General features: G+C 38.9%; 25 protein-coding genes and 1 tRNA gene. 5 read left to right on the forward strand and 21 right to left on the reverse strand.

Features of this window, described 5'->3' with window-relative positions:
- Positions 1 to 29: 29 nt before the first annotated feature.
- The 5 genes from QV04_RS06770 to QV04_RS06790 form a co-directional block, all read right to left on the reverse strand.
- Positions 30 to 1,034 carry a peptide ABC transporter ATP-binding protein gene (locus tag QV04_RS06770; RefSeq protein WP_065230826.1) on the reverse strand — a complete coding sequence of 335 codons (1,005 nt, stop codon included), beginning with the start codon at positions 1,032 to 1,034 and terminating at the stop codon, positions 30 to 32.
- Positions 1,027 to 2,010 (reverse strand): dipeptide ABC transporter ATP-binding protein, encoded by a 984-nt coding sequence (dppD, locus tag QV04_RS06775; protein WP_065230825.1) that lies wholly within the window; start codon positions 2,008 to 2,010, stop codon positions 1,027 to 1,029. Before dppD ends, QV04_RS06770 begins: the two co-directional genes overlap by 8 nt.
- Before the next feature lie 8 nt (positions 2,011 to 2,018).
- Entirely contained in the window at positions 2,019 to 2,909 is an 891-nt protein-coding gene (gene dppC / locus QV04_RS06780; protein ID WP_065230824.1) for a dipeptide ABC transporter permease DppC, read from the reverse strand.
- 11 nt (positions 2,910 to 2,920) lie between these two features.
- On the reverse strand, positions 2,921 to 3,931 hold the full coding sequence (locus tag QV04_RS06785) for an ABC transporter permease subunit (protein WP_039134646.1): 1,011 nt from the start codon (positions 3,929 to 3,931) through the stop codon (positions 2,921 to 2,923).
- A 93-nt stretch (positions 3,932 to 4,024) separates the two neighbouring features.
- Positions 4,025 to 5,620: an ABC transporter substrate-binding protein gene (locus tag QV04_RS06790; RefSeq protein WP_065230823.1), complete on the reverse strand. Its 1,596-nt coding sequence runs from the start codon at positions 5,618 to 5,620 to the stop codon at positions 4,025 to 4,027.
- Between the two features lie 292 nt (positions 5,621 to 5,912).
- On the opposite strand from QV04_RS06790, the gene putA reads away from it, so the two are divergent.
- From putA to QV04_RS06810, 4 genes are all read left to right on the forward strand, one after another.
- Entirely contained in the window at positions 5,913 to 9,353 is a 3,441-nt protein-coding gene (gene putA, locus QV04_RS06795; protein ID WP_065233332.1) for a bifunctional proline dehydrogenase/L-glutamate gamma-semialdehyde dehydrogenase PutA, read from the forward strand.
- Between the two features lie 22 nt (positions 9,354 to 9,375).
- On the forward strand, positions 9,376 to 10,881 hold the full coding sequence (gene putP / locus QV04_RS06800) for a sodium/proline symporter PutP (protein ID WP_065233333.1): 1,506 nt from the start codon (positions 9,376 to 9,378) through the stop codon (positions 10,879 to 10,881).
- 159 nt (positions 10,882 to 11,040) lie between these two features.
- A tRNA-Ser gene (locus QV04_RS06805) sits at positions 11,041 to 11,130 on the forward strand.
- 229 nt (positions 11,131 to 11,359) lie between these two features.
- The gene (locus QV04_RS06810; protein WP_065233334.1) at positions 11,360 to 12,586 is read left to right on the forward strand and encodes an integrase arm-type DNA-binding domain-containing protein; all 1,227 of its coding nucleotides are present in this window, start codon (positions 11,360 to 11,362) and stop codon (positions 12,584 to 12,586) included.
- Here the strand turns inward: QV04_RS06810 and QV04_RS06815 are convergent.
- The 6 genes from QV04_RS06815 to QV04_RS06840 all read right to left on the reverse strand — a co-directional run bounded on the left by QV04_RS06815 (position 12,566) and on the right by QV04_RS06840 (position 16,514).
- Positions 12,566 to 12,754 carry a helix-turn-helix transcriptional regulator gene (locus QV04_RS06815; RefSeq protein ID WP_065233335.1) on the reverse strand — a complete coding sequence of 63 codons (189 nt, stop codon included), beginning with the start codon at positions 12,752 to 12,754 and terminating at the stop codon, positions 12,566 to 12,568. The genes QV04_RS06810 and QV04_RS06815 overlap by 21 nt on opposite strands.
- A 188-nt stretch (positions 12,755 to 12,942) precedes the next feature.
- Entirely contained in the window at positions 12,943 to 13,539 is a 597-nt protein-coding gene (locus tag QV04_RS06820) for an N-6 DNA methylase (RefSeq protein ID WP_065233336.1), read from the reverse strand.
- Positions 13,540 to 13,572: 33 nt separating this feature from the next.
- A complete protein-coding gene (locus QV04_RS06825) occupies positions 13,573 to 14,274 on the reverse strand; it encodes a hypothetical protein (RefSeq protein ID WP_065233337.1) in 702 nt (233 codons plus the stop codon).
- 114 nt (positions 14,275 to 14,388) lie between these two features.
- Entirely contained in the window at positions 14,389 to 14,715 is a 327-nt protein-coding gene (locus QV04_RS06830; protein WP_065233338.1) for a hypothetical protein, read from the reverse strand.
- Entirely contained in the window at positions 14,712 to 15,608 is an 897-nt protein-coding gene (rdgC, locus tag QV04_RS06835) for a recombination-associated protein RdgC (RefSeq protein ID WP_065233339.1), read from the reverse strand. The genes QV04_RS06830 and rdgC overlap by 4 nt, the downstream gene beginning before the upstream one ends.
- Before the next feature lie 246 nt (positions 15,609 to 15,854).
- Positions 15,855 to 16,514, reverse strand: coding sequence for a KilA-N domain-containing protein (locus QV04_RS06840; protein WP_065231321.1), 660 nt, complete (start codon positions 16,512 to 16,514; stop codon positions 15,855 to 15,857).
- 527 nt (positions 16,515 to 17,041) lie between these two features.
- Between QV04_RS06840 and QV04_RS06845 the strand changes: the two genes are divergently transcribed.
- Positions 17,042 to 17,224 (forward strand): ribbon-helix-helix protein, CopG family, encoded by a 183-nt coding sequence (locus tag QV04_RS06845; RefSeq protein ID WP_035688065.1) that lies wholly within the window; start codon positions 17,042 to 17,044, stop codon positions 17,222 to 17,224.
- Between the two features lie 22 nt (positions 17,225 to 17,246).
- On the opposite strand, the gene QV04_RS06850 is transcribed toward QV04_RS06845, so the two are convergent.
- The 10 genes from QV04_RS06850 to QV04_RS11645 all read right to left on the reverse strand — a co-directional run.
- Positions 17,247 to 17,558, reverse strand: coding sequence for a hypothetical protein (locus QV04_RS06850; RefSeq protein WP_065231320.1), 312 nt, complete (start codon positions 17,556 to 17,558; stop codon positions 17,247 to 17,249).
- 21 nt (positions 17,559 to 17,579) lie between these two features.
- On the reverse strand, positions 17,580 to 17,867 hold the full coding sequence (locus tag QV04_RS06855) for a hypothetical protein (protein WP_065231319.1): 288 nt from the start codon (positions 17,865 to 17,867) through the stop codon (positions 17,580 to 17,582).
- A 12-nt stretch (positions 17,868 to 17,879) separates the two neighbouring features.
- Entirely contained in the window at positions 17,880 to 18,350 is a 471-nt protein-coding gene (gene ssb / locus QV04_RS06860) for a single-stranded DNA-binding protein (protein ID WP_065231318.1), read from the reverse strand.
- A gap of 3 nt (positions 18,351 to 18,353) precedes the next feature.
- Positions 18,354 to 18,965 (reverse strand): hypothetical protein, encoded by a 612-nt coding sequence (locus tag QV04_RS06865; protein WP_065231317.1) that lies wholly within the window; start codon positions 18,963 to 18,965, stop codon positions 18,354 to 18,356.
- Positions 18,962 to 19,855 carry an ATP-binding protein gene (locus QV04_RS06870; RefSeq protein WP_039173596.1) on the reverse strand — a complete coding sequence of 298 codons (894 nt, stop codon included), beginning with the start codon at positions 19,853 to 19,855 and terminating at the stop codon, positions 18,962 to 18,964. Before QV04_RS06870 ends, QV04_RS06865 begins: the two co-directional genes overlap by 4 nt.
- A 12-nt stretch (positions 19,856 to 19,867) precedes the next feature.
- Positions 19,868 to 20,170: a hypothetical protein gene (locus tag QV04_RS06875; RefSeq protein WP_065231316.1), complete on the reverse strand. Its 303-nt coding sequence runs from the start codon at positions 20,168 to 20,170 to the stop codon at positions 19,868 to 19,870.
- The gene (locus QV04_RS06880) at positions 20,167 to 20,445 is read right to left on the reverse strand and encodes a hypothetical protein (protein WP_065233340.1); all 279 of its coding nucleotides are present in this window, start codon (positions 20,443 to 20,445) and stop codon (positions 20,167 to 20,169) included. The genes QV04_RS06875 and QV04_RS06880 overlap by 4 nt, the downstream gene beginning before the upstream one ends.
- Positions 20,446 to 20,456: 11 nt before the next feature.
- On the reverse strand, positions 20,457 to 20,711 hold the full coding sequence (locus tag QV04_RS06885) for a hypothetical protein (RefSeq protein ID WP_065233341.1): 255 nt from the start codon (positions 20,709 to 20,711) through the stop codon (positions 20,457 to 20,459).
- Positions 20,712 to 20,748: 37 nt separating this feature from the next.
- Positions 20,749 to 20,916 carry a hypothetical protein gene (locus QV04_RS11505; RefSeq protein ID WP_156539718.1) on the reverse strand — a complete coding sequence of 56 codons (168 nt, stop codon included), beginning with the start codon at positions 20,914 to 20,916 and terminating at the stop codon, positions 20,749 to 20,751.
- Positions 20,913 to 21,459: polymer-forming cytoskeletal protein (locus QV04_RS11645; protein WP_197494808.1), on the reverse strand; the 547-nt coding region annotated here is incomplete at its 5' end. The genes QV04_RS11505 and QV04_RS11645, both read right to left, overlap by 4 nt.

Raw genomic sequence — 21,459 nt, forward strand, 5'->3', positions numbered from 1 at the left:
TATAGACCTTTTATTTTTTGCGTAAACGCCTAATTGTTATCAACCATAAAGCAAGCAATTTTTACTCCGTCAGAATAGGTTTTTAATTCCGGTTGTTGTTGACGACACTGTTCTGTGGCAAACTGGCAGCGAGCATTGAAAGCACAACCTTTTGGTGGATTTAATGGGCTAGGTAATTCGCCGGAAAGTTTGATTCGTTCTCGTCTTAATTCGGGTGATAATCTCGGTGTCGCTGAGAGTAAAGCTTTAGTATATGGGTGACGTGGGTTGCCAAAAATTTGTTCGGTTGTGCCTTGTTCGACACAACGACCTAAATACATCACTATTACTTCATCAGAAATGTGTTCTACCACAGAGAGATCGTGAGAAATGAAAACATAGGATAAACCTAAGTTTTCCTGTAATTCCATCATCAAATTTAGTACTTGCGCTCGAACAGAAACATCCAGCGCAGAAACAGGTTCATCCGCCACGACAATATCGGGATTCAACATTAAACCACGAGCAATGGCAATACGTTGACGTTGCCCCCCAGAAAACATATGAGGATAACGATCATAAAATTCCGGACGTAATCCCACTTTATCCATAATTGATAAGACCGCTGCTTTACGCTGATCTTTTGTTAGATTAGTATTAATTTTTAACGGTTCATCTAGAATCGTACCAATTTTTTTACGTGGATTAAGAGATGCATAAGGGTTTTGAAACACAATTTGAATTTTTTGTCGGCGTAATTTAACGATCTCGTTATCTTTAACTAAAAAATTTTTCCCTTGATAATAGAGTTCACCTTCTGTCGGACTTTCAATCATTGTTAGTAATCTTCCCAATGTTGATTTACCACAACCGGATTCTCCAACAACCGCTAATGTTTTTCCTTGCTGTAATGTGAATGAAATGCCGTCAAGTGCTTTTACATATTGAACAGGCGTGAAAAGCCCTTTTTTTACTGGATAATATTTTTTTAGATTAATCGCTTCCAATAAAGGCGTACTCGCCGTTGTTTTTGTAATCATTTGTTTATCAGACATTTTGAGGATTTCCTTGTACATCAAGAGGTGTATGACATTTGACCAAACGGTTGCCTAGTTTGTGTAGTTGTGGTTCATTTTTGCGACATTCATCCGTAGCATACGGACAACGAGGATTAAGTAGACAACCTTGTGGACGATCATATTTTCCGGGAACAACACCGGGCAATGATTGCAAACGAGATTTTCCGGAGGCAAACTCCGGCAAGGAGCGTAATAATGCTTGTGTATAAGGATGCTTAGGTTCACGGAAAATATCTTCAGATAAACCCTCTTCAACTACTTGACCGGCATACATTACGATAATGCGATGAGCAGCTTCTGCAACTAATGCTAAATCGTGCGTGATTAGAATCAACGCCATATTCTCTTTTTGCTGTAATTCTAAAAGTAAATCAATAATTTGTGCCTGAATTGTTACGTCTAATGCAGTAGTTGGTTCATCAGCAATTAATAATTTCGGTTTGCAAGCGATTGCCATTGCGATCATCACTCGTTGACTCATTCCGCCGGATAATTGATGTGGATAAACATCAAGGCGAGATTTTGGGTCAGGAATGCCAACCAATTTTAATAATTCAAGGGTACGCTCTCGACGTTCTCTGCGACTTCCTCCTTGATGTACTTTGAGCGCTTCCATAATTTGGAAACCTACCGTATAACAAGGGTTTAAACTTGTCATTGGGTCTTGAAAGATCATTGCAACATCAGCACCGACTAATTTTTGCTTCTGTTTTTCATCCAGTTTTAATAAGTTCTGCCCATCAAATTGTAATTGGTCAGCACTCACGCGTCCTGGAAAATCAATTAGTCCCATAATTGCCAACGAACTCACTGATTTTCCTGAACCAGATTCTCCGACAATTCCTAAAATTTCACCCTGTTCAACTTGATAACTGATACGATCAACTGCTTTAAAAGGTTTATCTTTATCGCCAAAATGAACAGATAAATTGTTGATGGTTAATAACGACATTATTACTCCTACTGTTTCAATTTTGGATCAAGTGCATCTCGTAAGCCATCACCCATTAGGTTAAAGGCAAGCACAGTGAAAAGAATGGCTAAGCCGGGGAAAGTGACTACCCACCAAGCACGTTGAACAAATTGTAATGCTTCTGCCAGCATTGCTCCCCATTCCGGTGTTGGTGGTTGAGCTCCAATTCCAAGGAAACCGAGTGCTGCCATATCTAAAATAGCGTTGGAGAAGCCCATTGATGTCTGCACAATTAATGGTGCAAGACAGTTAGGTAAAATGGTAATAAACATTAAACGTAAGATCCCTGCTCCAGCAACACGGGAAGCGGTTACGTAATCTCGATTGATCTCATTTAAAACCGAAGCGCGAGTTAAACGGACGTAACTTGGTAACGATACAAAAGCAATTGCAAATGAGGCATTGAGCAATGATGGACCTAAAATTGCCACAATTGCGATTGCAAGCAAAAGGCTAGGTAATGCCAACATAATATCGATAATTCGCATAATGACCATATCGACTAAACCACCGAAATAACCGGCAATTAAACCTAAAGTAACGCCTAAAATAAAAGAAAGTGAAACGACTAACAGTCCAATGAAAAGAGATAATCTTGCACCATAGATAAGACGGGAAAGAATATCTCTTCCTACGTCATCTGTTCCTAGAATATGGCTCCAATTTCCTCCGTCAATCCAAGCAGGGGGAAGAAGGAAGGCATCACGAACCTGCATAATTGGATCGTGTGGTGCAATTACATCTGCAAACAAGCTAATGACAAAAATAATAATAATGTATCCTAAACCGACCACAGCTCCTTTGTTTTTGCTGAAATTGAACCAAAACTCTTGTAACGGTGAACGCGGAGCTGGTGCGGTAAGTTCAAGGGTAGACATAAATGAAATCCTTATTTACGGTATCTAATACGGGGATTAACCACGCCATATAACAGATCAACCAATAAATTGACGATGATAATGATAGTGGCAATAATCAACACGGCACTTTGTACTACTGGATAATCTCTGGCACGAATTGCTTCGATAACCCATTTGCCGATTCCCGGCCAAGAAAAAATTGTCTCAGTAAGGATAGCACCGGACAATAATTGCCCAACAATCAATCCAATTACAGTAACGACCGGTATTAATGCATTACGCAGTGCGTGAACAACAATAATACGCATCGAAGAAAGCCCTTTGGCACGAGCAGTGCGGATATAATCTTCACCAAGTACTTCCAACATAGAAGAACGAGTCATTCTTGAAATAACCGCTAGTGGAATAGTACCAAGCACAATAGAAGGGAGAATTAAATGCATAACTGCTGATTTAAATGCTCCAGGTTCTCCAGATAACCAGCTGTCAATCAACATAAAGCCGGTTACAGAATCGACCCAATATTCCGCATCAATGCGACCGGAAACAGGAGTTAAATTCCATTGTACTGATACCAACAACATCAATAATAATCCCCACCAGAAAATCGGCATAGAATAGCCAGTGAGGGAAATTGCCATTACCGAGTGATCAAATATCGACCCTCGCTTAATCGCTGCTAAAATCCCGATAGGGATACCGATAATAACAGCAAATAAAATTGCGAAAACGGCAAGTTCGATTGTTGCCGGAAAGAGTGACAGAAATTCATCTAAAACCGGCACATTGTTTTTAAAAGAGATGCCGAAATCACCGTGAGCAATGCCTTTTAAATAATCGAAATATTGTTCAGGTAAAGGTTTATCAAGTCCCAATTGATGCATCATTTGCTGATGAACTTCCGGACTTAAACCACGTTCTCCCATACGAATTTCGATTGGATCACCGGGAATAAGATGAATAAGAGCAAAAGTGAGTAAAGTGATTCCGATAAATGTTGGAATCACCATCGCTACCCGTTTGAAAATAAATCGAAACATAAGATTCTCATTAAACAATTAAAAGATTCTTGCCATCAAGTGATGGCAAGAAAAGTTGTTATCATTATAAAAGTGATAATATAGCGATTGTAATTATTCTAAGTCAACGCCATAAAACGGATGAAGTGAGAATGGGTTAATAATGTAATTCTTCACTTCTTTACGAGTCGGCTCATAAACAGTTGAATGTGCAATAGTGATCCAAGGAGCCTGTTCTTTGAAAATCACTTGTGCCTGCTTATAAAGTTCAGTACGTTTAGCTAAATCGGTTGATTGCACCGCTTCACGAATTAATTTATCAAATGGTTCATAGCAGAATTTAGCATAGTTTGAACCTTGCTCTTTCGCAGCGCAGCTTAATAATGTTCCTAAGAAGTTGTCAGGATCACCGTTATCACCGTTCCAACCCATCATACCGCTTGGATCTTCACCTTTACGCATACGTTGCAAATATTCACCCCATTCATAGCTGATGATTTTGGCATCAACTCCGACTTTTTTCCAGTCAGCCTGAATCATTTCTGCCATACGACGTGCATTCGGATTATATGGTCGAGAAACCGGCATTGCCCAAAGTTCGGTACTGAAACCTTTTTCAAAACCAGCTTCTTTTAGAAGTTGTTTTGCTTTTTCAGGGTCGTATTCATAATCTTTAATATCATCGTTGTAAGACCACATTGTTGGTGGAATTGGGTTTTTCGCAATTTGACCTGTTCCTTGATAAACCGCCTCCATAATGGCTTGTTTATTGACCGCATAACTTAATGCTTGACGTACTTTAACATTATCAAATGGCGGTTTAGTCACATTAAAGTTTAAATAACCGATGTTAAGCCCTGCTTTTTCGTGAACGGTAATGTCAGGGTTTTTCTTCATATCGGCAATATCCGCCGGATTCGGATAAGGAATAACGTGGCATTCACCTTTTTTCAATTTTGCATAACGAACGGAAGGATCCGGCGTAATGGCAAAGACAAGACGATCAATTTTTGCTTTGCCTTCCCAGTAGTCAGAAAAGGCTTTATAACGAATCAACGCATCTTTTTGATAAGACACTAATTCAAATGGTCCGGTTCCGATTGGTTGAGTATCGACTGCATCCGGTTTGCCTAAAGCCAACATTTTATCGGCATACTCTTTTGAAAGAATAGAAGCAAAGTCCATCGCGACATTAGCAAGGAACGGTGCATTAGGTGCTTTTAGAGTAAAGCGAACGGTGTAATCATCAATTTTTTCAATTTTATCAATGATATTCGGCATATCCATACCGATAAAATATTCATAAGTTCCGCCGGAAACTTTGTAATATGGATTATTTTTATCTAATTGACGATTAAATGAGAACAACACATCGTCAGCGTTAAAATCACGAGTTGGTTTAAAGAGTTTATTTGATTGGAATTTTACGCCTTTACGGAGATGGAAAGTGTACACTTTGCCGTCATCTGAAATATCCCAACTTTCTGCCAATGACGGGATTACATTAGTTTTACCACGTTCAAAAGTGGTTAAGCGGTTATAAATGGCTTGTCCGCTGGCATCAATGGAGGCGCCGTCTGTTACTAATTGTGGGTTGAATGCTGAAGGGGAGGCTTCTAAACAGTAAACTAATGTTTTGGGTGCAGCGAATGCAGTGGTAGAAAGAGAGAGTGCCAACACGGTAAGTGATAGCTTAGTTAATTTTTTCATAATTTCTCCAAGTTGTGTGTGTTTGCCATCGTTTTTATTGAAAAACGCATTTATTTAGTAGATAAAAACCTTTCTTTGTCAAGGTATATTTAACTAAGTTTAAATAAGTGGGTAAAAAGTGGTCATTAAAATCAAGAAATCACAACAAAAGTCATAATAAAAATAAATGTTTATTTATTGTTAATAAATTATTTGAAATGTGTCACAGTTTTAAACAAATGCACTTTATTATTTGTGGTGATTACTTTAAATTCGTAACAGTTAATTAACAATACGTGTTTGCGGAGCAAAAATGAATTACCAATATGCCAATGATCTCAGCCAAAAATCAAAATTACGTCAATTAATCAGTCAACATTATGCCTGTTCGGAGCAGGAAGCGGTACAACGCTTGCTCGCCACATTATCTTTTGATGAACAACAACAACATCGTATCGATAATGTTGCGCGCGAACTGATTATGAAAGTGCGTGCCAAAAAACAGAAACATTACGGCGTTGATGCCTTGATGCACGAATTTTCTTTAGGCTGTGATGAGGGTATTGCCTTGATGTGTCTGGCGGAGGCGTTGTTGCGTATTCCGGATGCGGAAACGAGATATGCATTGATTAACGATAAATTACAGCTTGGTAATTGGCGTTCTCATATTAAAAAATCGGGGTCATTATTTACCAATGCTGCCAGTTACGGTCTGCTTTTAGGCAGTAAAATCAGCGCTTCTTTGAGTGAAGAAGCACTCTCTTCGGCATTAATGAAAAGTTTTTCTCGTTTATCTGCGCCGCTAATGAAATTAGCGATTGAAAAAGCGATGGGCATTTTGGGCAATCAATTTGTTACCGGCGAAACAATGGAAGAGGCATTAAAAAACATTATTCCTCGAGAAAAAATGGGCTACCGTTTCTCTTTTGATATGTTGGGCGAAGCGGCAATGACAATGACGGATGCCGACCGATATATGCAAGATTATGTGGAGGCGATTGATGCGGTCGGTCGTCAATCGGCAGGTCGCTCATTGTATGATTCCAATGGCGTGTCGGTGAAACTGTCCGCTATTCATCCACGCTATTTCCGTTCGCAACAACAGCGGGTAATGGATGAACTTTATCCTCGATTGAAAAAACTGTTTTTATTGGCAAAACAGTACAATATCGGTTTGAATATTGATGCGGAAGAGGCTTCCCGACTTGAACTTTCTTTAGATTTATTAGAAAAACTGTTGCAAGATCCTGACTTGGCCGGCTTTGATGGTATCGGCTTTGTGGTTCAGGCTTATTCAAAACGTTGTCCGTTTGTGTTGGATTACATTATTGAAATGAATCGCCGTTATCAACGCAAAATGATGGTGCGTTTGGTAAAAGGCGCATATTGGGACAGTGAAATTAAATGGGCACAGACGGAAGGCGTTTCCGGTTTTCCGTTGTACACCAGAAAAGTGCATAGTGATATTTCTTATATCAGCTGTGCCAAAAAATTACTGGCAGCGCAGGATGTGATTTATCCACAATTTGCAACCCATAATGTGCAGACGCTCTCAACCATTTACGAATTGGGTCAGGATAAAGAATTTGAATTTCAATGTTTGCACGGAATGGGCGAAACGCTGTATGACAACATTGTTGGTCCGCAACAATTTAACCGTCGTGTTCGCGTTTATGCGCCGGTGGGGACTCATCAAACATTACTAGCCTATTTAGTGCGTCGTTTATTGGAAAACGGAGCTAATTCTTCTTTTGTACATCAATTAATTGATGACAATATTTCTATTGATGAGTTAATTGAGGCGCCTTGGAAAAAGGTAAAGAAATTTAATGGTTTGCCGAATAAAGCGATTAAATTACCAGCAGAATTATTCCCAAAACGAAAAAATTCTCAAGGTTTCAATTTAAATGATGAAATAGATTTGATGTTATTGGAACAGGCGTTAAATAAAGCTGAATATGATGATGTTCATTCTCTTTGTGCAATAGATACGGATGTTTCACAGAGCTATAAAGTTACTAACCCAGCACTATTAGCGGATAGATTAGCAACAGCTGATTTTATGTCCACTTCATCCGCTACAGAGGTTTTCTGTGCAGCACAACAGAGTAAATGGAACGAAAAAACAGCACAAGAAAGAGCTGAAATTTTAGAAAAAGCAGCTGATCTTTATCAACAGAATTTCGGATTATTGATTAAATTAGCAATTGAGGAAGCCGGTAAAACGTTGCCGAATGCGATAGGAGAGTTAAGAGAGGCGATAGATTTCTTGCGTTACTATGCAGAGCAAATTCGATTATTATCAGAAAATAAGATGTTAGCTCCGCCATTGGGTACTATTTTATGTATTTCACCTTGGAATTTCCCATTAGCAATTTTTACAGGACAAATCGCGGCAGCGTTAGCTGCTGGAAATAGTGTAGTGGCTAAGCCGGCTGAACAAACCTCAATTATTGCCTATTATGCGGTGAGATTGTTGCATCAAGCGGGCGTTCCTCGTGATGCATTACAATTAACATTGGGCAATGGTGATTTAGGTGCGGCATTGGTTGCACAGCCGTTTAACGGGGTAATGTTCACCGGCTCAACAGAGGTAGCACATTTAATTAATAAACAGTTGATTACCCGTGAAAATCATCCGGTATTTATCGCAGAAACTGGTGGATTAAATACGATGGTAGTAGATTCTTCTGCATTATTAGAACAGGTGATTACAGATGTACTTAGTTCAGCATTTGATTCAGCAGGGCAACGTTGTTCCGCTTTGCGTATTTTGTTGGTGCAAGAAGATATTGCCGACCGTTTATATCAAATGCTTACAGAAGCAATGCAAGAACTGGTAATAGGCGATCCAAGATATCTTAATACTGATATTGGACCAGTGATAGATCAAGAAGCTCAACAAAAACTACTTGATTATCAAGCAAGTGTGCGTAAAATCGCACGTCGCCATTTTGAATTGTTTGCACCGACATCTGGCTATTTTGTGGCGCCGTCAATTTATGAGATTGGCTCATTGCAACAGATTACACACGAAGTTTTCGGGCCGATTTTGCATTTTGTACGTTATAAACCGCAGGATCTTGCCGCTTTGTTACAAGAGATTAATGCGAAAGGTTATGCGCTGACCGGCGGTTGCCATAGCCGTATCCAGCAATCAATAAAAATGGTCGAAGACAATCTACAATGCGGTAATTTCTATATCAATCGTAATATCGTTGGTGCGGTAGTTGGTGTGCAGCCATTTGGTGGACACGGTTTATCTGGAACTGGGCCGAAAGCTGGTGGTGAATTATATGTTCAGCGTTTGACTCGAACCGCACAATATTATTCTTCGTTGGCTGAAGTACCGAAAACATTGCCAAGCATTACCGGTGAATTGAATATAATTAATTATAAAACAACATCAGTGTTGTTGTTGGGTGACGATGTCGCACGTTTGATGTCGGCATATCAGTATTTACAACGCTCCGGTTTTAAAGTGGTAGTGGAAGAAGATAATCTATTGTTAACATATAGTTTACCAGATTTAACTGCACGTAAACCGAACGAATATTATCAAAAAGGTGTGTTTGTTTCGCCGATTAGTCTAGAAAAACGAGTGGCATTAGCAGAGCATAATCCATTTATTTTCTGTCTATATGACTGGACACAACATCAAGATATCACGTTGTTATATCACGAATTTTCACATAGTGAGAATATTGCAGCCGCAGGTGGAAATGCGACACTGATGGCTATTGAAGAACAATAACCACTATTAGTAGGGGGAAAGTATGCAGAATTATCAAATCTACACAGCTTTTGGTTTATATCTGTTTGTAATTTTAGGTATTGGCATTTACGCTTATTACTCGACAAAAAATTTTAATGATTATATTTTGGGTGGACGCAAAATGGGAAGTTTTGTAACAGCAATGTCCGCTGGTGCATCTGATATGTCTGGTTGGCTGTTGCTCGGATTACCCGGCGCTATTTTCATTACTGGTTTGTCGGAAGCGTGGATTGCTGTTGGTTTAACGGTAGGGGCTTATTTTAACTATCGTATTGTCGCAGGACGGTTGCGTGTTTTCACTGAACATTATGGTAATGCGTTAACGTTGCCTGAGTTTTTTGCAGCACGTTTTCCTTATCGTGCTAAATCATTAAAAATCATCTCTTCATCTGTTATTCTTTTTTTCTTTACTATTTATTGCGCTTCGGGGGTGGTAGCGGGTGCAAAATTGTTCCAAAGTCTGCTTGGTATTGATTATGGTACGGCATTAATTTTTGGGGCTATAGCTACTATTGCATATACTTTTATCGGAGGATATTTAGCCATCTCTTGGAGTGATACAATTCAAGCTTCATTAATGATCTTTGCATTGTTACTGGCTCCAGTTATCGTTTTGCTGAATATCAGTTGGAATGAAATTTCGGCAGCGTTAACATTAAAATCAGAGCAGACAGGCATTCCTTATTCAAATTGGTTGTATAATGTTTCTGGTATTGGTGTAATTTCAGCACTTTCTTGGGGATTAGGGTATTTTGGACAACCACATATTTTAGCGCGTTTTATGGCTGCAAATTCTGTACAAGCCTTAGAAAAAGCAAGAGTAATAGGTATTACGTGGATGCTACTTTGTTTAGGCGGTGCTTGTGCAGTGGGCTATTTCGGTTTGGCTTATTTTGAAGTGAAAGGTGTAATGTTGGATTCTGCGGAGTCCGTTTTCATTGAAGTTTCCAAAGCCATTTTTAATCCGTGGATTGTCGGCATTGTCTTATCCGCCATTTTAGCCGCAATTATGAGTACTTTGTCCGCTCAATTTTTAATGTGTTCGGCGGCACTCACCGAAGATTTTTATCACGGTTTTTTACGCAAAAATGCTTCCAGTAAAGAGCTGGTTTGGGTTGGGCGTATTATGGTGTTAATTATTGCCGTGATTGCGATTGCGATTGCTCAAGATCCGAATTCACGTGTGATGGGCTTGGTTTCCTATGCGTGGGCAGGATTTGGGGCTTCATTCGGGCCATTGGTGATAATGTCTTTATTTAACCGTAATATCACTTCCAATGCGGCATTATGGGGAATGATTGCCGGCGCAGTAACGGTGGTGGCGTGGAAACCATTAATGCAAACTTTAAATTGGACGGATATTGCCAATCTTTATGAAATTATTCCAGGCTTTTTAGCCTGCTCAGTTGTTACCGTTACTTCATCATTATTTTCTCCGGTGGCGAAAGATGTTGCGGAACGGTTTGATGTTGCGGTTGATCATTTCAATTCGCAAAAGAGTTTGTAATTATTCGATTTTTTGCTAGTAAAGATAAGTAGAGCATTTGGGCTGAGTAAAATCAGCCCCTTTTTTAAGCAGTTGTCGTCATTTTTGCCGAAAATGCTTGACGATTTGTCGGAAAGTGAATATATTGCGCACCTAATTTCTGAATGAAATCCTCAAAATGGTGAGATGTCCGAGTGGTTGAAGGAGCACGCCTGGAAAGTGTGTATAGGGGAAACTCTATCGAGGGTTCGAATCCCTCTCTCACCGCCATTCTATACTCTGATAATATCCCAAAATGTCTAAAAATCCTTATTTTTCAATACTAATTTTAAAATTAGTGTCTAATAAGGTCTAAAAATGTCTATTGAAATCTAGCTATTTTAGTTATACATTTAGTTATACCGATTTTATCGATTAGTTATACCGTATAACTACGATATAACTAAAATGAGCTTATATCGTATAACTTAGTTTTTAGTTGTATAACTATAGGGCAAAAATGGCTAGACAAATCATACAGTTAAATAATACTAAAATTTCAACGGCAAAACCTAAAGAAAAGGATTATACACTATCAGATGGGCAGGGGCTGTATTTGTTGATTAAAACTAACGGTTCTAAACTATGGCGATTTAATTATTACGATTTACTTAAAAAGCGTAAGTTAATATCGTTGGGAAGTTATCCGGAAATATCATTGTTAGAAGCTCGTACTAAGCGAGATGAATATCGCTCGTTACTAGCAAAAGGTATAGATCCGCAGGATTATATTTTTAAGCAGAAAGAGCAAGCCGTTTTTAATCAAAGTAATACGTTAATCAGTGTGGCTCAAGATTGGCGAAAGATGAAATCGTCTAAAGTTGAAGCGGACACGATGAGAGATCAGTGGCGATTGCTGGAGCTACATTTATTTCCTCACTTAGGGAATATGCCTATATCAGAAATCACAGCACCTTTTACAAGAATGAAATTGCAAAAATTAGCTGATGAGAAGAAATTTGAGATGTTAAAAAAGGTCATTAGAGGTCTGAATGAAATTATGCGTTTTGCGGTAAATGGTGGCTTAATTCAGTTTAATCCAACAGCGAATATTCAAGAGTTGTTCCCTAGTGGGGAGGTACAGCATCGCCCCTCTATTCACCCTGATAAATTGCCTCAATTTTTAGAGGCTGTCAATAAAGCCAATATCCAGTTACAAACACGTTGCTTATTAGAATGGCAATTGCTCACAATGGTAAGACCAAGTGAGGCGGCAGGCACAATGTGGAAGGAAATCGATTTTGATAATGCAGTTTGGGCTATTCCAAAAGAAAGGATGAAAGGTAAGAAACGCCCTCATCTTGTTCCATTGTCGAAACAAGCAATAAATGTTCTGAACATAATGCGCCCAATTACGGGGCATTGTGATTTTGTATTCCCTAAAAACGGGAATTTAACAACAAATATGAGTAGTGAAACCATTAATAAAGCGTTGCGGAAAATGGGCTATCAAGGGATTTTATGTGCTCACGGATTTAGATCGATAGCCAGCACGGCATTAAATGAAAATGAATTTAATGTGGAAATTATTGAGGCTTTGCTTTCGCACGTTAAAGGCGACAAAGTCCGTACGGCTTATGATCGCAGTACGTACGAAAAGCAAAAGCGTCAATATATTGAGTGGTGGGGGGATTTTGTAGAAAAGGCTTCCGTGAGGCCGTGTTTATTAGGAGCAAGAGAAATTTGATTGCCGTTGTTCAATCCATAAATCTAATTCGCTTTCTCGCCACCCAGACGCTCTAGGCCCTAGTTTTAATTGTGACGGGAAAGTCCCTTGCTTTATTTTTGCATAGATGGTTGATCTTGGTAAGCCTGTTTTTTGGCTAACTTCTTTTAGTCTTAATATTCTATCCATATTATCTCCATTTAAACTTTTCAATTAACTTACCCATACCCATTTGATCACCCACACAACTATTGCTACTGGCAGTCCTACAATGGCAACTAGTGTCAATAGGTAAAGCATTGCTATAACCAATAGCATATGTTTTTCATCGTTATTTATATTCCTTCCAACAAAAAGCCCCACTAGTGGGCGTTAGATTATTGCGTGTTATGAGTAATGCCAATATCATCTTCAAACGCCAGCAATCGCACGGCTTGAAGTTGAAAGGTGTTCTGTTGCAAATGGCATTCATATTCGCTAAGCAAAAAGCTATTTTTCTCTACCTTAATACCAATATCACGATCTTTGAAAACGATCTCGACATCAATAAAGGTGAATGCGTCCTCAAGGGCGTTTTCTCGTCTGATGTTGTTAATTAAGACGTGATCGACAAAATATTCAAAAGGCTTAACGTGCAGCATTGCGAGGCGTTCGTAAAATAGGGATTTGAGGCGAAGTTGGCATTCGATCACGTTGTCTAGTTGAATATCTACGCCATACACGCTCGCTAGTGCTTGATACATATTTAGCACCTTGTAATAAGGACGCTTTGGGCCTACGAGGATTTTGCATAGCTTGCGGTTGAGGATGTCATATAAAAAATTCCCCGTGCCACAGCTGGGTTCGAGAATTTTCTTTTCAGGCTCAAAGCTCTCTTTGGGTAAAAGTGCGGTCATTTTTTGCACCAGTTTTTGAGGTGTGTACACCTCGCCAAACGCTCTTACCCTCGCTTTGGATTTGGTGAGTTTTTGCATAATTTATTCCAAAAAAAAGCCTAACTGGTTAGGTTAGGCTTGTGGTGGCTGAGGTACTGGTATCCAATATTCAGCAGAAGTAATAAATTCTGTCTCATCGCTTACATCATAGATGAGAAGTAATTTGTATGGTTTGCCTTCGTCATTGATAAAGTCATAGTTAATTTCTTTAACTATACCGACACCCATTCCGTTTTCTGCAGAATAATATAAAATTTTAGAATCAAGTTCAGGTTGTTTTTCATTTGCATTAAACCACTCAATTTTCTTTCCCTCTTTGTAGTTTAATAGGGCTTTCGCCATTTTTTGAGCATCTTCTTTTGTTTTAAAAACTAACCCTCGTTTAATCGCCTCTCGGCAATGCTCGTTAAAAGTATCTACACCCATTTGAGATACTAAATCTTTTGAAATAAGACTAATAAAATAATATAGCTGAGCGTTTTCCACTGTATCTAAGGTTACGGCTCGAGGAACTTCAATCCCATTTATAATTCTTGGCTTTTCCCACATCTCAACGATGTCAAAAGCATCAATAATTGATTGAGAATGAAAACGCCCCTCTAATGTCCAAGTAATTGGTTCAATTTTGTCATGTTCTTTATTTACTACATATCCTATTAAAGGATTATTTGCATCAATATAAGTAGGGACTTTATTTACTACAAGTGCTTTTTTTCCATTTCTCAATTTAACAGGATCACCTGCTAATGCTTTTTCTAAATCAAATGGTTTCATATCTTTATCCTTACAAAAATAACCAACCTACTAACACACCTAGACCAAAAGCAACAACTGCTATGAAAATACATACTGCCATTATTGCAGTACCAAAACTGTCTAAATACATAATTACTTCTCCTTTGAAAATTGATATAAATCGGTAATTAACACTCGTTTGTTATAAGATGTACTTTCTAGATTATCAGTAATAAATACATCTCCTAATCTTGAAACATTAATAAACTTGTGTTTAATCCCCTCATACATACAATACAAAGGGAATTGTTTAACATATTCTTCAATATCAAAACTTAAGGTGGCGGGAACATCGTGCATTAACATAACCCAACGTGCATAATTAATATCTCCCGGCTCTTTTAGTAGGGGACAATCTTCCGAAATAAAACGTAAGCCGTGATAAATAAAGTATCGTACGTGTAAGGTTTCCTTATTCATATCTTTTCCTTTTCCCCACCAAATTCACCAAGCAAACGTTGTGTGAGTGTTGATAACGTTGTCGTCATCAATAAAAAATCCGCATCAAAGCGTTGAGCGATGTCTTCTTTTGCAATGTCATCATTTTTCTCTTTGATTTCATCAGCAAATTTTAGGCGCTTTAGTGTGTCGTCATTACAAAGCACAAAACTCAAATTATTTTCCCATTCTAGGGCGATTTTCGTTACCAATTTGCCCGCCTCAAGCAAAGCGCGAATTTCTTCGCTGTCTAAATCTTGCCGTTTAAATTTCGCTACGCTATCTTCTTTTATTCCTATCAATTCCGCTTCTTCTAGCACGGTTAGCCAATCTGGTGCTTCATTGAGCCAGTTTGTCATCGTGAGTGCTGGGTCGTTTGCAAAAGCAAGTGGAATAACAGGCAAAGAACCTAGGGATTTGCGCAGTAACGCTAACGCATCTTCTGCCTTTTTGGCTGATCCTGCGTCCACATAAATCAACTGGTTTTGCGTATCAATCCAAAGTGCGGTGTAGGTGCTACGGGTAAAGGCTTGAGGCAAAAGAGAGGCAACCACATCATCTTTAATAGACAGCCTTTCGACTTTTTTGAGTTTACGCCCTTCTTTTTCTTCTAGTGCTTTTACTCGGTTAGCAAGTTCTTTGGTTATCACATAATTTGGCAAGATTTTTTCTTCTCGCTGGGCGACAAGTAAAATTTGTCCGTTAGCCTCAAAGCAGAGCTGTTCACTCGTGCTAAGTGGTGCAATCCAGCCAAATTTACTTGCCTCACTACTACCGCAAGGCGTAAATTCGCAAGTGCCAAGCTGAGCCGATAGATTGCTGAAGTCGATCGCTTTTGTTAAGCGGTAAATCATTGCATTTTTAAACCAAAACATTTTCTTTTCTCCTAGTTTTTTGTGATTAAATCCGTAGTTGTTCCACAATAATGCCCGTCGCAGTCTGAACCTAAATCGAGTTCATACGCACACCACAATAAGCCGATAATCATTAAAATTCTGAACATAATTTCACCTTTTGATTTGATAATTTTGTCAAATCAATGACTAAACTTTAATCAATTTACTGAATTTAGGGTGCAATAAACCGCCTCACTAAAAAGTAAGGTAAGGCGGTTGGTTAAGTTAGAAGTTGTATTTACGAACTGGTATTAGTTTCGCTCTCGGCTTGTAGTTATTGATTGTGTTTAAGCAATATTGCCAATGTGCGTTCTGTGGGTCTGTATATTGCAAAGGATCAATATCTACTTGAAGTCGTGCGTGAATAAGGTCAAGTGTAGATTGATATTCGCTAACTTGAGTATAAACGGTTGAGGCAAAACTTGAACCAATCGTACGTAATCCTGGTTCAATGTGTTTTAGCATTTGGTGCATTTCAAAGGCGGCACACCAAAATGAGGCTAATCGTTTAAGTTCGTTTTCCGTCCAGTTTAGGGTGATTGTTTTTTCTGGTTCTGGTAACGCAATCTGTTGTGGTTTACATTCAATTTGGTTTAAGAAAGCTCGTAATACAACTAAATGAAAAGCTGGGCTTATCCAAGCAGCGTAAGCGATAACTAGCTCTTTGCAAGCGTATGAACCTAAGCCATTTTTTACAACCAAAATAGTATTGCGTGGTTGGTTTTCATTTTCCATTTCCGCAATGAGTTCTTTGGTTGTTTCTAGTCGAATGAATAAAGCTGGACGATGTTTGTTTTCACTACCACTAGCAATATGAAGATCGTTTAATGAATATAGATTTCCATTTTTACGAATTTGATTTGATAAGATTTGTAAGTTTGACATTTTATGCCTCTGAACGAATTTAAGTTAAATTATTCCGATCAATAAGTAGGGTGATCGGGGGTCAACTTACCGCGTTCAGACGGCGGAGCTTATTCAGATGTATTGTATATCGCTCTCTCGCCCCGATCATATTGAATTTCTAGCTATACAGATCTGTATAGGTAGATTTTAGGGATAAAAAAACCGCTATGCTATCGGGTGCGGAAAACCGCTGAACGTTGTAAGTACGGTTATCTTAATCCGAAGTTTGGGCGGTGTCAAATAAAAAGCCCACAATAAACATTGCAGGCTTTCTTAAAATATTACTTGTCTTGTATGTAAACATACATTATAATAATCTCACTTTCAAGGGATAGCTTGAAAGTGAGTGTGAGGCTTAATCCTCACGATAACGAAGAGGATAATAATATGTTAATCCGTATTATCCTAGTTATCGTTTTATTACTCTGGTCTTTGCCAGTTTATTAATCTGATAACTTACTGGGGGAGTACCAGTCCCCCAGTTCTTCAAATCATAGGGAATAATTATGGCATTGTCAAGAACCGAAATAAATGCTCGTAGCGAGGCAAAGCGGGGCATTGTAACGAAGTCTTTTAAAATTCCACAATCTGTTTCAGATGAAATAGATAGGCTTGCTGTTGAGCTTGGTATTTCAAAAGGAAAGATATTAGAACAAGCAATTTTGTTACTTAAACAAGCCCATTCATAACTTCTCAACTGTTCGGAAAAGCCTAACTGTTTGGGTTAGGCTTTTCTATATAATCCACAACCGGCACACTTACCACTTGCTGTGGTTCAAATTGCTTACCGGTGGCTAATTGAGCGTAGCCGATAATGTCGTCCCAGTGGTCGGGGAAGGTTTCATCACCGTTGCAAATTCGGGTGAGTTTGGCGGCAATCATTGTGGCGGCGTAGGCTTTGACTTTGTTGCGTTCAAAAAGCTGGCTTTCGATGATCGGTTTTATCAGGTGATAAAAGGTTTCTGCACCGCTGGTAAAATCGCCGTGCGTTTTTGCTCGCTCGTTGAGTAGGTCTGTGTTCATTTTCTCCTCGTAAAAAAGCCCTCATTTGAGGGCGCTTTTGTCTAAATCTAGGTTGAAATGATTGTAATGTTTTGAAATATAAAACTTATCGTCAAAACTATCTAAAGTAAATTCCACATAATAGATACGACCACTTTTCATTATAACTTTAGTTATTTTTTTAAACGTACGGTCAAGACCTTCTATAAAACTATCTGTTTCTTCGTCATAGCGAATATAGCAATCTTCAATACATTCAATTTCATGAAAATTAATCCACGCTCTATGTCCATCAATTAAAGTCACGTCACAAAACTTTAATGTGTTCATTTTTATCCTCCATTAAAAAGGCATCTCATCATCAAAATCAGCTGGTGGCGGTGGGGTGTAAGTGCCGTTTTTTGCTTGTGCGTAAGCATTCGGCTTGTTGGCTTGTGCTTGTTGTGTCGGTGCGTTAGCCTGTGCGTTTTGCCCCTCTTGACGGCTATCTAGCATCTGCAAGCTGTCGCCTTGAATTTCTGTGATGTAGCGTTCTTGCCCATTTTTGTCTTGCCATTTTCGGGTTTTGAGCTTGCCCTCAATATAGACTTTTGAACCTTTTTTAAGGTATTGCTCGGCGATTTCCGCTAATCGTCTAAATAATATAATCCTGTGCCATTCCACATTCTCACGCCATTCTCCGCTCTGTTTATCTTGCCAACGCTCACTAGTTGCTACGCTGATATTAGCTACTAGATCGCCGTTTTGCATTGTGCGGATTTCAGGGTTTTGTCCTAAATTCCCTAATATAATTGCACGATTTACGCCTGCCATTATTTACCCCCTATTAATTAGGTGTGGAGCGTACTCCTTAATAAAAATTATTAAACTTTTTGCCATATTCTCAACATCTAGATCCATATCTTCATATCTGTGAAATGATACAGTAACAGCTTCTTTAATCAGAAAGGTATCAGGAGTAGCAGCAGGGTTATACTGTCTAAAAAGATTGTAGGTAAAATGATCTAAATTAAGCCAAGATAGATACGCTCGCCATTGCATTGATGGCTCATAATTCTTTTCGACATCTATTGATGAGGTTAGCTTGTGATCGAAAACAGTGTTGCTATCCATCGCATCAACAACACCAACAAATGTCACATCTTCATCAAGAATTCTTCTCATAACCGTGAATTTAAACTCTTTGATTTTTGGAATATAAACATCACTATCAATTTCGCTAAAATCAAAAGTAAAACCATCAACTGTTTCTACTGTTAGATTACCCTGTTTTGTTTCAAGCAGTTTATGAAAAGCAGTGCCAGCCATCATTGCTTTAGTAGGTTCTATTTTTCTATCAAGATAAGCAACCATATCTTCTATGGTTGCATCTTCGTTATCAAGCCATCTTCGGTAGGCTTCTAATGTTGTTGCGGAGATTCTTATCATGCGGCGACCTTTTCAAATTGTTTGCTTTCTTTATTGAAAGTAATTCCTTGTTTTTTCGCATAATCCATTAATAGCTGCTTATGTAAAGTTGGCATATCTGGATCTATCATTTCGTTAAACTCTTCAGGATTTAACAAAACGCTGAATTTAGCGTGCACCTCATCAAGTTCTTGTTGTTCCTTGATAGCTTCATCAGATTGTTTATTTAATTCTGCTTTCACTTGCTCGATAATATTCGCTAAGAACAAAGGCTCAACTTTAAAGTTAGGTACAGCAATCACAGGTAAGCCTATTGGGTTCTTACCAAAGCCTGTTGAGCTAGGGTTAAAATCGAGAACTTTTTGATTGCCATTTAAGACTAATCTTCCCATTAAATCTGCCACTTTATAAACTTCGTTTTTCGCTCCGCCTTGAATATCCAAACGTTCTACAAACTCATCATTTTTTCTTTCCTCAGTCATATGTGAAAGTAAAACGACATCTTTACCGAAAGAGCGGAGAAGTTTTAACCACGAAATAAACCTATTTTTAAGTGTGCCATAGCCTTGTTGACTTAATTCAGTTCCACCATTTCTAGTTGTTCCTTTTTGATTACTTCTTAGAATATCAACCGTAATCATATCTAACGCACGACCTACGGTATCAATAATAATGGTATCGTAAGGCTTTAAATCCTCTTCTGTTAAGCCTGTAATATCTTGCCAAGATTCAATCTGTACCGTATCTTTACGGAATTGAGAACGATATGCTCCATTATCGAAGTCTAGCAGCAGTGGATTTTTTGCTGTAAATGCGGTTGATGTTTTTCCATAAGCTGGGGGAGCATAGATACAGATAGTGATGTTTTTTACTTCGATAGATTGTTTTGATGAAATGATTTTAAGTGCCATATTATTATCCTCTTATTTGAATTGGTTAAAGGTTCTGTGGTCTGCGATTTCGTTTTCTTGCACGAGGTGGAATTGATTAATCTCTAGTAGATGTAACAATCCCTCTCGCTCTTGTTCATCAATTGGTAAGTGGTGTATTGCGTTGACAATGTCGTTATATTCGTAATGAGCTAAAAGCTCAGTAAAGTAGTTATTCCACTGTGGATCCGTTTTATACTGATGCAAAGCTAACGTGAGTTGATGAAATAACATTTCAAGCCGTTGGCGGTTAAGCTGTTTCGCTTGTTGATTAAGCTGTTCAAAAATATCCATCATCTCACCCCCTCCGCTAATCGCACTCTAATTTCCGCTTCGTGTGCCGGTGTGAGCGGTGTTTGTAAATTGCCGTGTTCCTTTTCCCATTCTTCTTTTGCCCATTGTTGCCATTGTTGCTGTTCCTCGCTTAAGGTAGTTTCAAGGTTGAGCGTGTGGTCGTAATAATCCGTGTCTTTTTCCAGTGCTTTGACGGGTTGCGGTTGGCAACTAATGCCTAAGACAACGGCGATGATTAATGCGGCAATAAGGTAAATCGGCTCTAGTGTGAATTTCATTTTTTGCTCCTTTATTCGTATTTGCTACCACAAAATGGGCAGTAATCATTAATGACTCTTGTTTTGCGTTTTACTTCACGCACTTTCCCATTTTTTGAAGTTACTTTCTCAACATACTCAACTTCCACTACCGTTCTTTCTCCAATGATTTCCCAGTTTTTGGTTGGGAATACTGTGTTAAGAGATATTCCTCCAATCAATTCAACACCTTGTTGAATCAAATATTCAGTTAGTTTTAACTTGTAACTATCAATACATTCACACATTTTTGCTCCTAAAATAAAAGCCTAGAAAAATCTAGGCTTATCTGTAATAAAAATTATCTAAAAACTGTCTTTCCCACATCTCAGCTGCTCGATCACATTCTCGTGGATCAAAATCATCATCATCGCCGTCATATTCTTGATCGTCGTGGTTAATGGAGAGCGATTCATAGTAATCTTCATCACTGTCGTATTTCCAGGTGCTCATTGTGTTTCCTCCAATCTGGATTTAGCCACTTCGATCAAAAGCTGATATTCTCTTTTGGTTTTTTCATCGTGTACTTCTGCGGATTTTTTCAAAAACTCTTCAACAGAACCACTAAAACAGCCTCTAGTGACCCACAATACTCCTTGCTTAGTTTTAAATACGGTTAATGTGCCGTACTCCGTACCAACATTCGAAAACCATACAATATCAGATCTCTCGCACACCCTGGCATTACCGTACACCTTGGCATTACCGCACACCTTGGCATTACCGTACACCTCGGCATCATCGCACACCTCGGCATTACCGCACACCTTGGCATTACCGCACACCTCGGCATCATCGAACACCTCGGCATTACCGTACACCTTGGCATTACCGCACACCTTGGCATTACCGTACACCTCGGCATCATCGCACACCTCGGCATTACCGCACACCTCGGCATTACCGCACACCTCGGCATTACCGTACACCCCGGCATTACCGTACACCTCGGCATTACCGTACACCTCGGCATTACCGTACACCTGGGCATTACCG

Origin of the sequence: Gallibacterium genomosp. 1 (assembly GCF_001678575.1) — a bacterium.
Classification (GTDB): domain Bacteria; phylum Pseudomonadota; class Gammaproteobacteria; order Enterobacterales; family Pasteurellaceae; genus Gallibacterium.

Excerpts from the sequence above, each read along its gene's own strand:
- QV04_RS06855 (WP_065231319.1), bottom strand. The coding sequence starts at position 17,867 with ATGAACACATTAAAGTTTTGTGACGTGACTTTAATTGATGGACATAGA.
- QV04_RS06770 (WP_065230826.1), bottom strand. The coding sequence starts at position 1,034 with ATGTCTGATAAACAAATGATTACAAAAACAACGGCGAGTACGCCTTTA.
- QV04_RS06885 (WP_065233341.1), bottom strand. The coding sequence starts at position 20,711 with ATGTGTGAATGTATTGATAGTTACAAGTTAAAACTAACTGAATATTTG.
- QV04_RS06875 (WP_065231316.1), bottom strand. The coding sequence starts at position 20,170 with ATGATGGATATTTTTGAACAGCTTAATCAACAAGCGAAACAGCTTAAC.
- dppC (WP_065230824.1), bottom strand. The coding sequence starts at position 2,909 with ATGTCTACCCTTGAACTTACCGCACCAGCTCCGCGTTCACCGTTACAA.
- QV04_RS06790 (WP_065230823.1), bottom strand. The coding sequence starts at position 5,620 with ATGAAAAAATTAACTAAGCTATCACTTACCGTGTTGGCACTCTCTCTT.
- dppD (WP_065230825.1), bottom strand. The coding sequence starts at position 2,010 with ATGTCGTTATTAACCATCAACAATTTATCTGTTCATTTTGGCGATAAA.
- QV04_RS06785 (WP_039134646.1), bottom strand. The coding sequence starts at position 3,931 with ATGTTTCGATTTATTTTCAAACGGGTAGCGATGGTGATTCCAACATTT.
- putA (WP_065233332.1), top strand. The coding sequence starts at position 5,913 with ATGAATTACCAATATGCCAATGATCTCAGCCAAAAATCAAAATTACGT.
- QV04_RS06865 (WP_065231317.1), bottom strand. The coding sequence starts at position 18,965 with ATGATAAGAATCTCCGCAACAACATTAGAAGCCTACCGAAGATGGCTT.
- QV04_RS06830 (WP_065233338.1), bottom strand. The coding sequence starts at position 14,715 with ATGAATAAGGAAACCTTACACGTACGATACTTTATTTATCACGGCTTA.
- QV04_RS06870 (WP_039173596.1), bottom strand. The coding sequence starts at position 19,855 with ATGGCACTTAAAATCATTTCATCAAAACAATCTATCGAAGTAAAAAAC.
- rdgC (WP_065233339.1), bottom strand. The coding sequence starts at position 15,608 with ATGTTTTGGTTTAAAAATGCAATGATTTACCGCTTAACAAAAGCGATC.
- QV04_RS06825 (WP_065233337.1), bottom strand. The coding sequence starts at position 14,274 with ATGAAACCATTTGATTTAGAAAAAGCATTAGCAGGTGATCCTGTTAAA.
- QV04_RS06810 (WP_065233334.1), top strand. The coding sequence starts at position 11,360 with ATGGCTAGACAAATCATACAGTTAAATAATACTAAAATTTCAACGGCA.
- QV04_RS06845 (WP_035688065.1), top strand. The coding sequence starts at position 17,042 with ATGGCATTGTCAAGAACCGAAATAAATGCTCGTAGCGAGGCAAAGCGG.
- QV04_RS11505 (WP_156539718.1), bottom strand. The coding sequence starts at position 20,916 with ATGAGCACCTGGAAATACGACAGTGATGAAGATTACTATGAATCGCTC.
- QV04_RS06815 (WP_065233335.1), bottom strand. The coding sequence starts at position 12,754 with ATGGATAGAATATTAAGACTAAAAGAAGTTAGCCAAAAAACAGGCTTA.
- QV04_RS06840 (WP_065231321.1), bottom strand. The coding sequence starts at position 16,514 with ATGTCAAACTTACAAATCTTATCAAATCAAATTCGTAAAAATGGAAAT.
- ssb (WP_065231318.1), bottom strand. The coding sequence starts at position 18,350 with ATGGCAGGCGTAAATCGTGCAATTATATTAGGGAATTTAGGACAAAAC.
- QV04_RS06820 (WP_065233336.1), bottom strand. The coding sequence starts at position 13,539 with ATGCAAAAACTCACCAAATCCAAAGCGAGGGTAAGAGCGTTTGGCGAG.
- QV04_RS06880 (WP_065233340.1), bottom strand. The coding sequence starts at position 20,445 with ATGAAATTCACACTAGAGCCGATTTACCTTATTGCCGCATTAATCATC.
- QV04_RS06850 (WP_065231320.1), bottom strand. The coding sequence starts at position 17,558 with ATGAACACAGACCTACTCAACGAGCGAGCAAAAACGCACGGCGATTTT.
- putP (WP_065233333.1), top strand. The coding sequence starts at position 9,376 with ATGCAGAATTATCAAATCTACACAGCTTTTGGTTTATATCTGTTTGTA.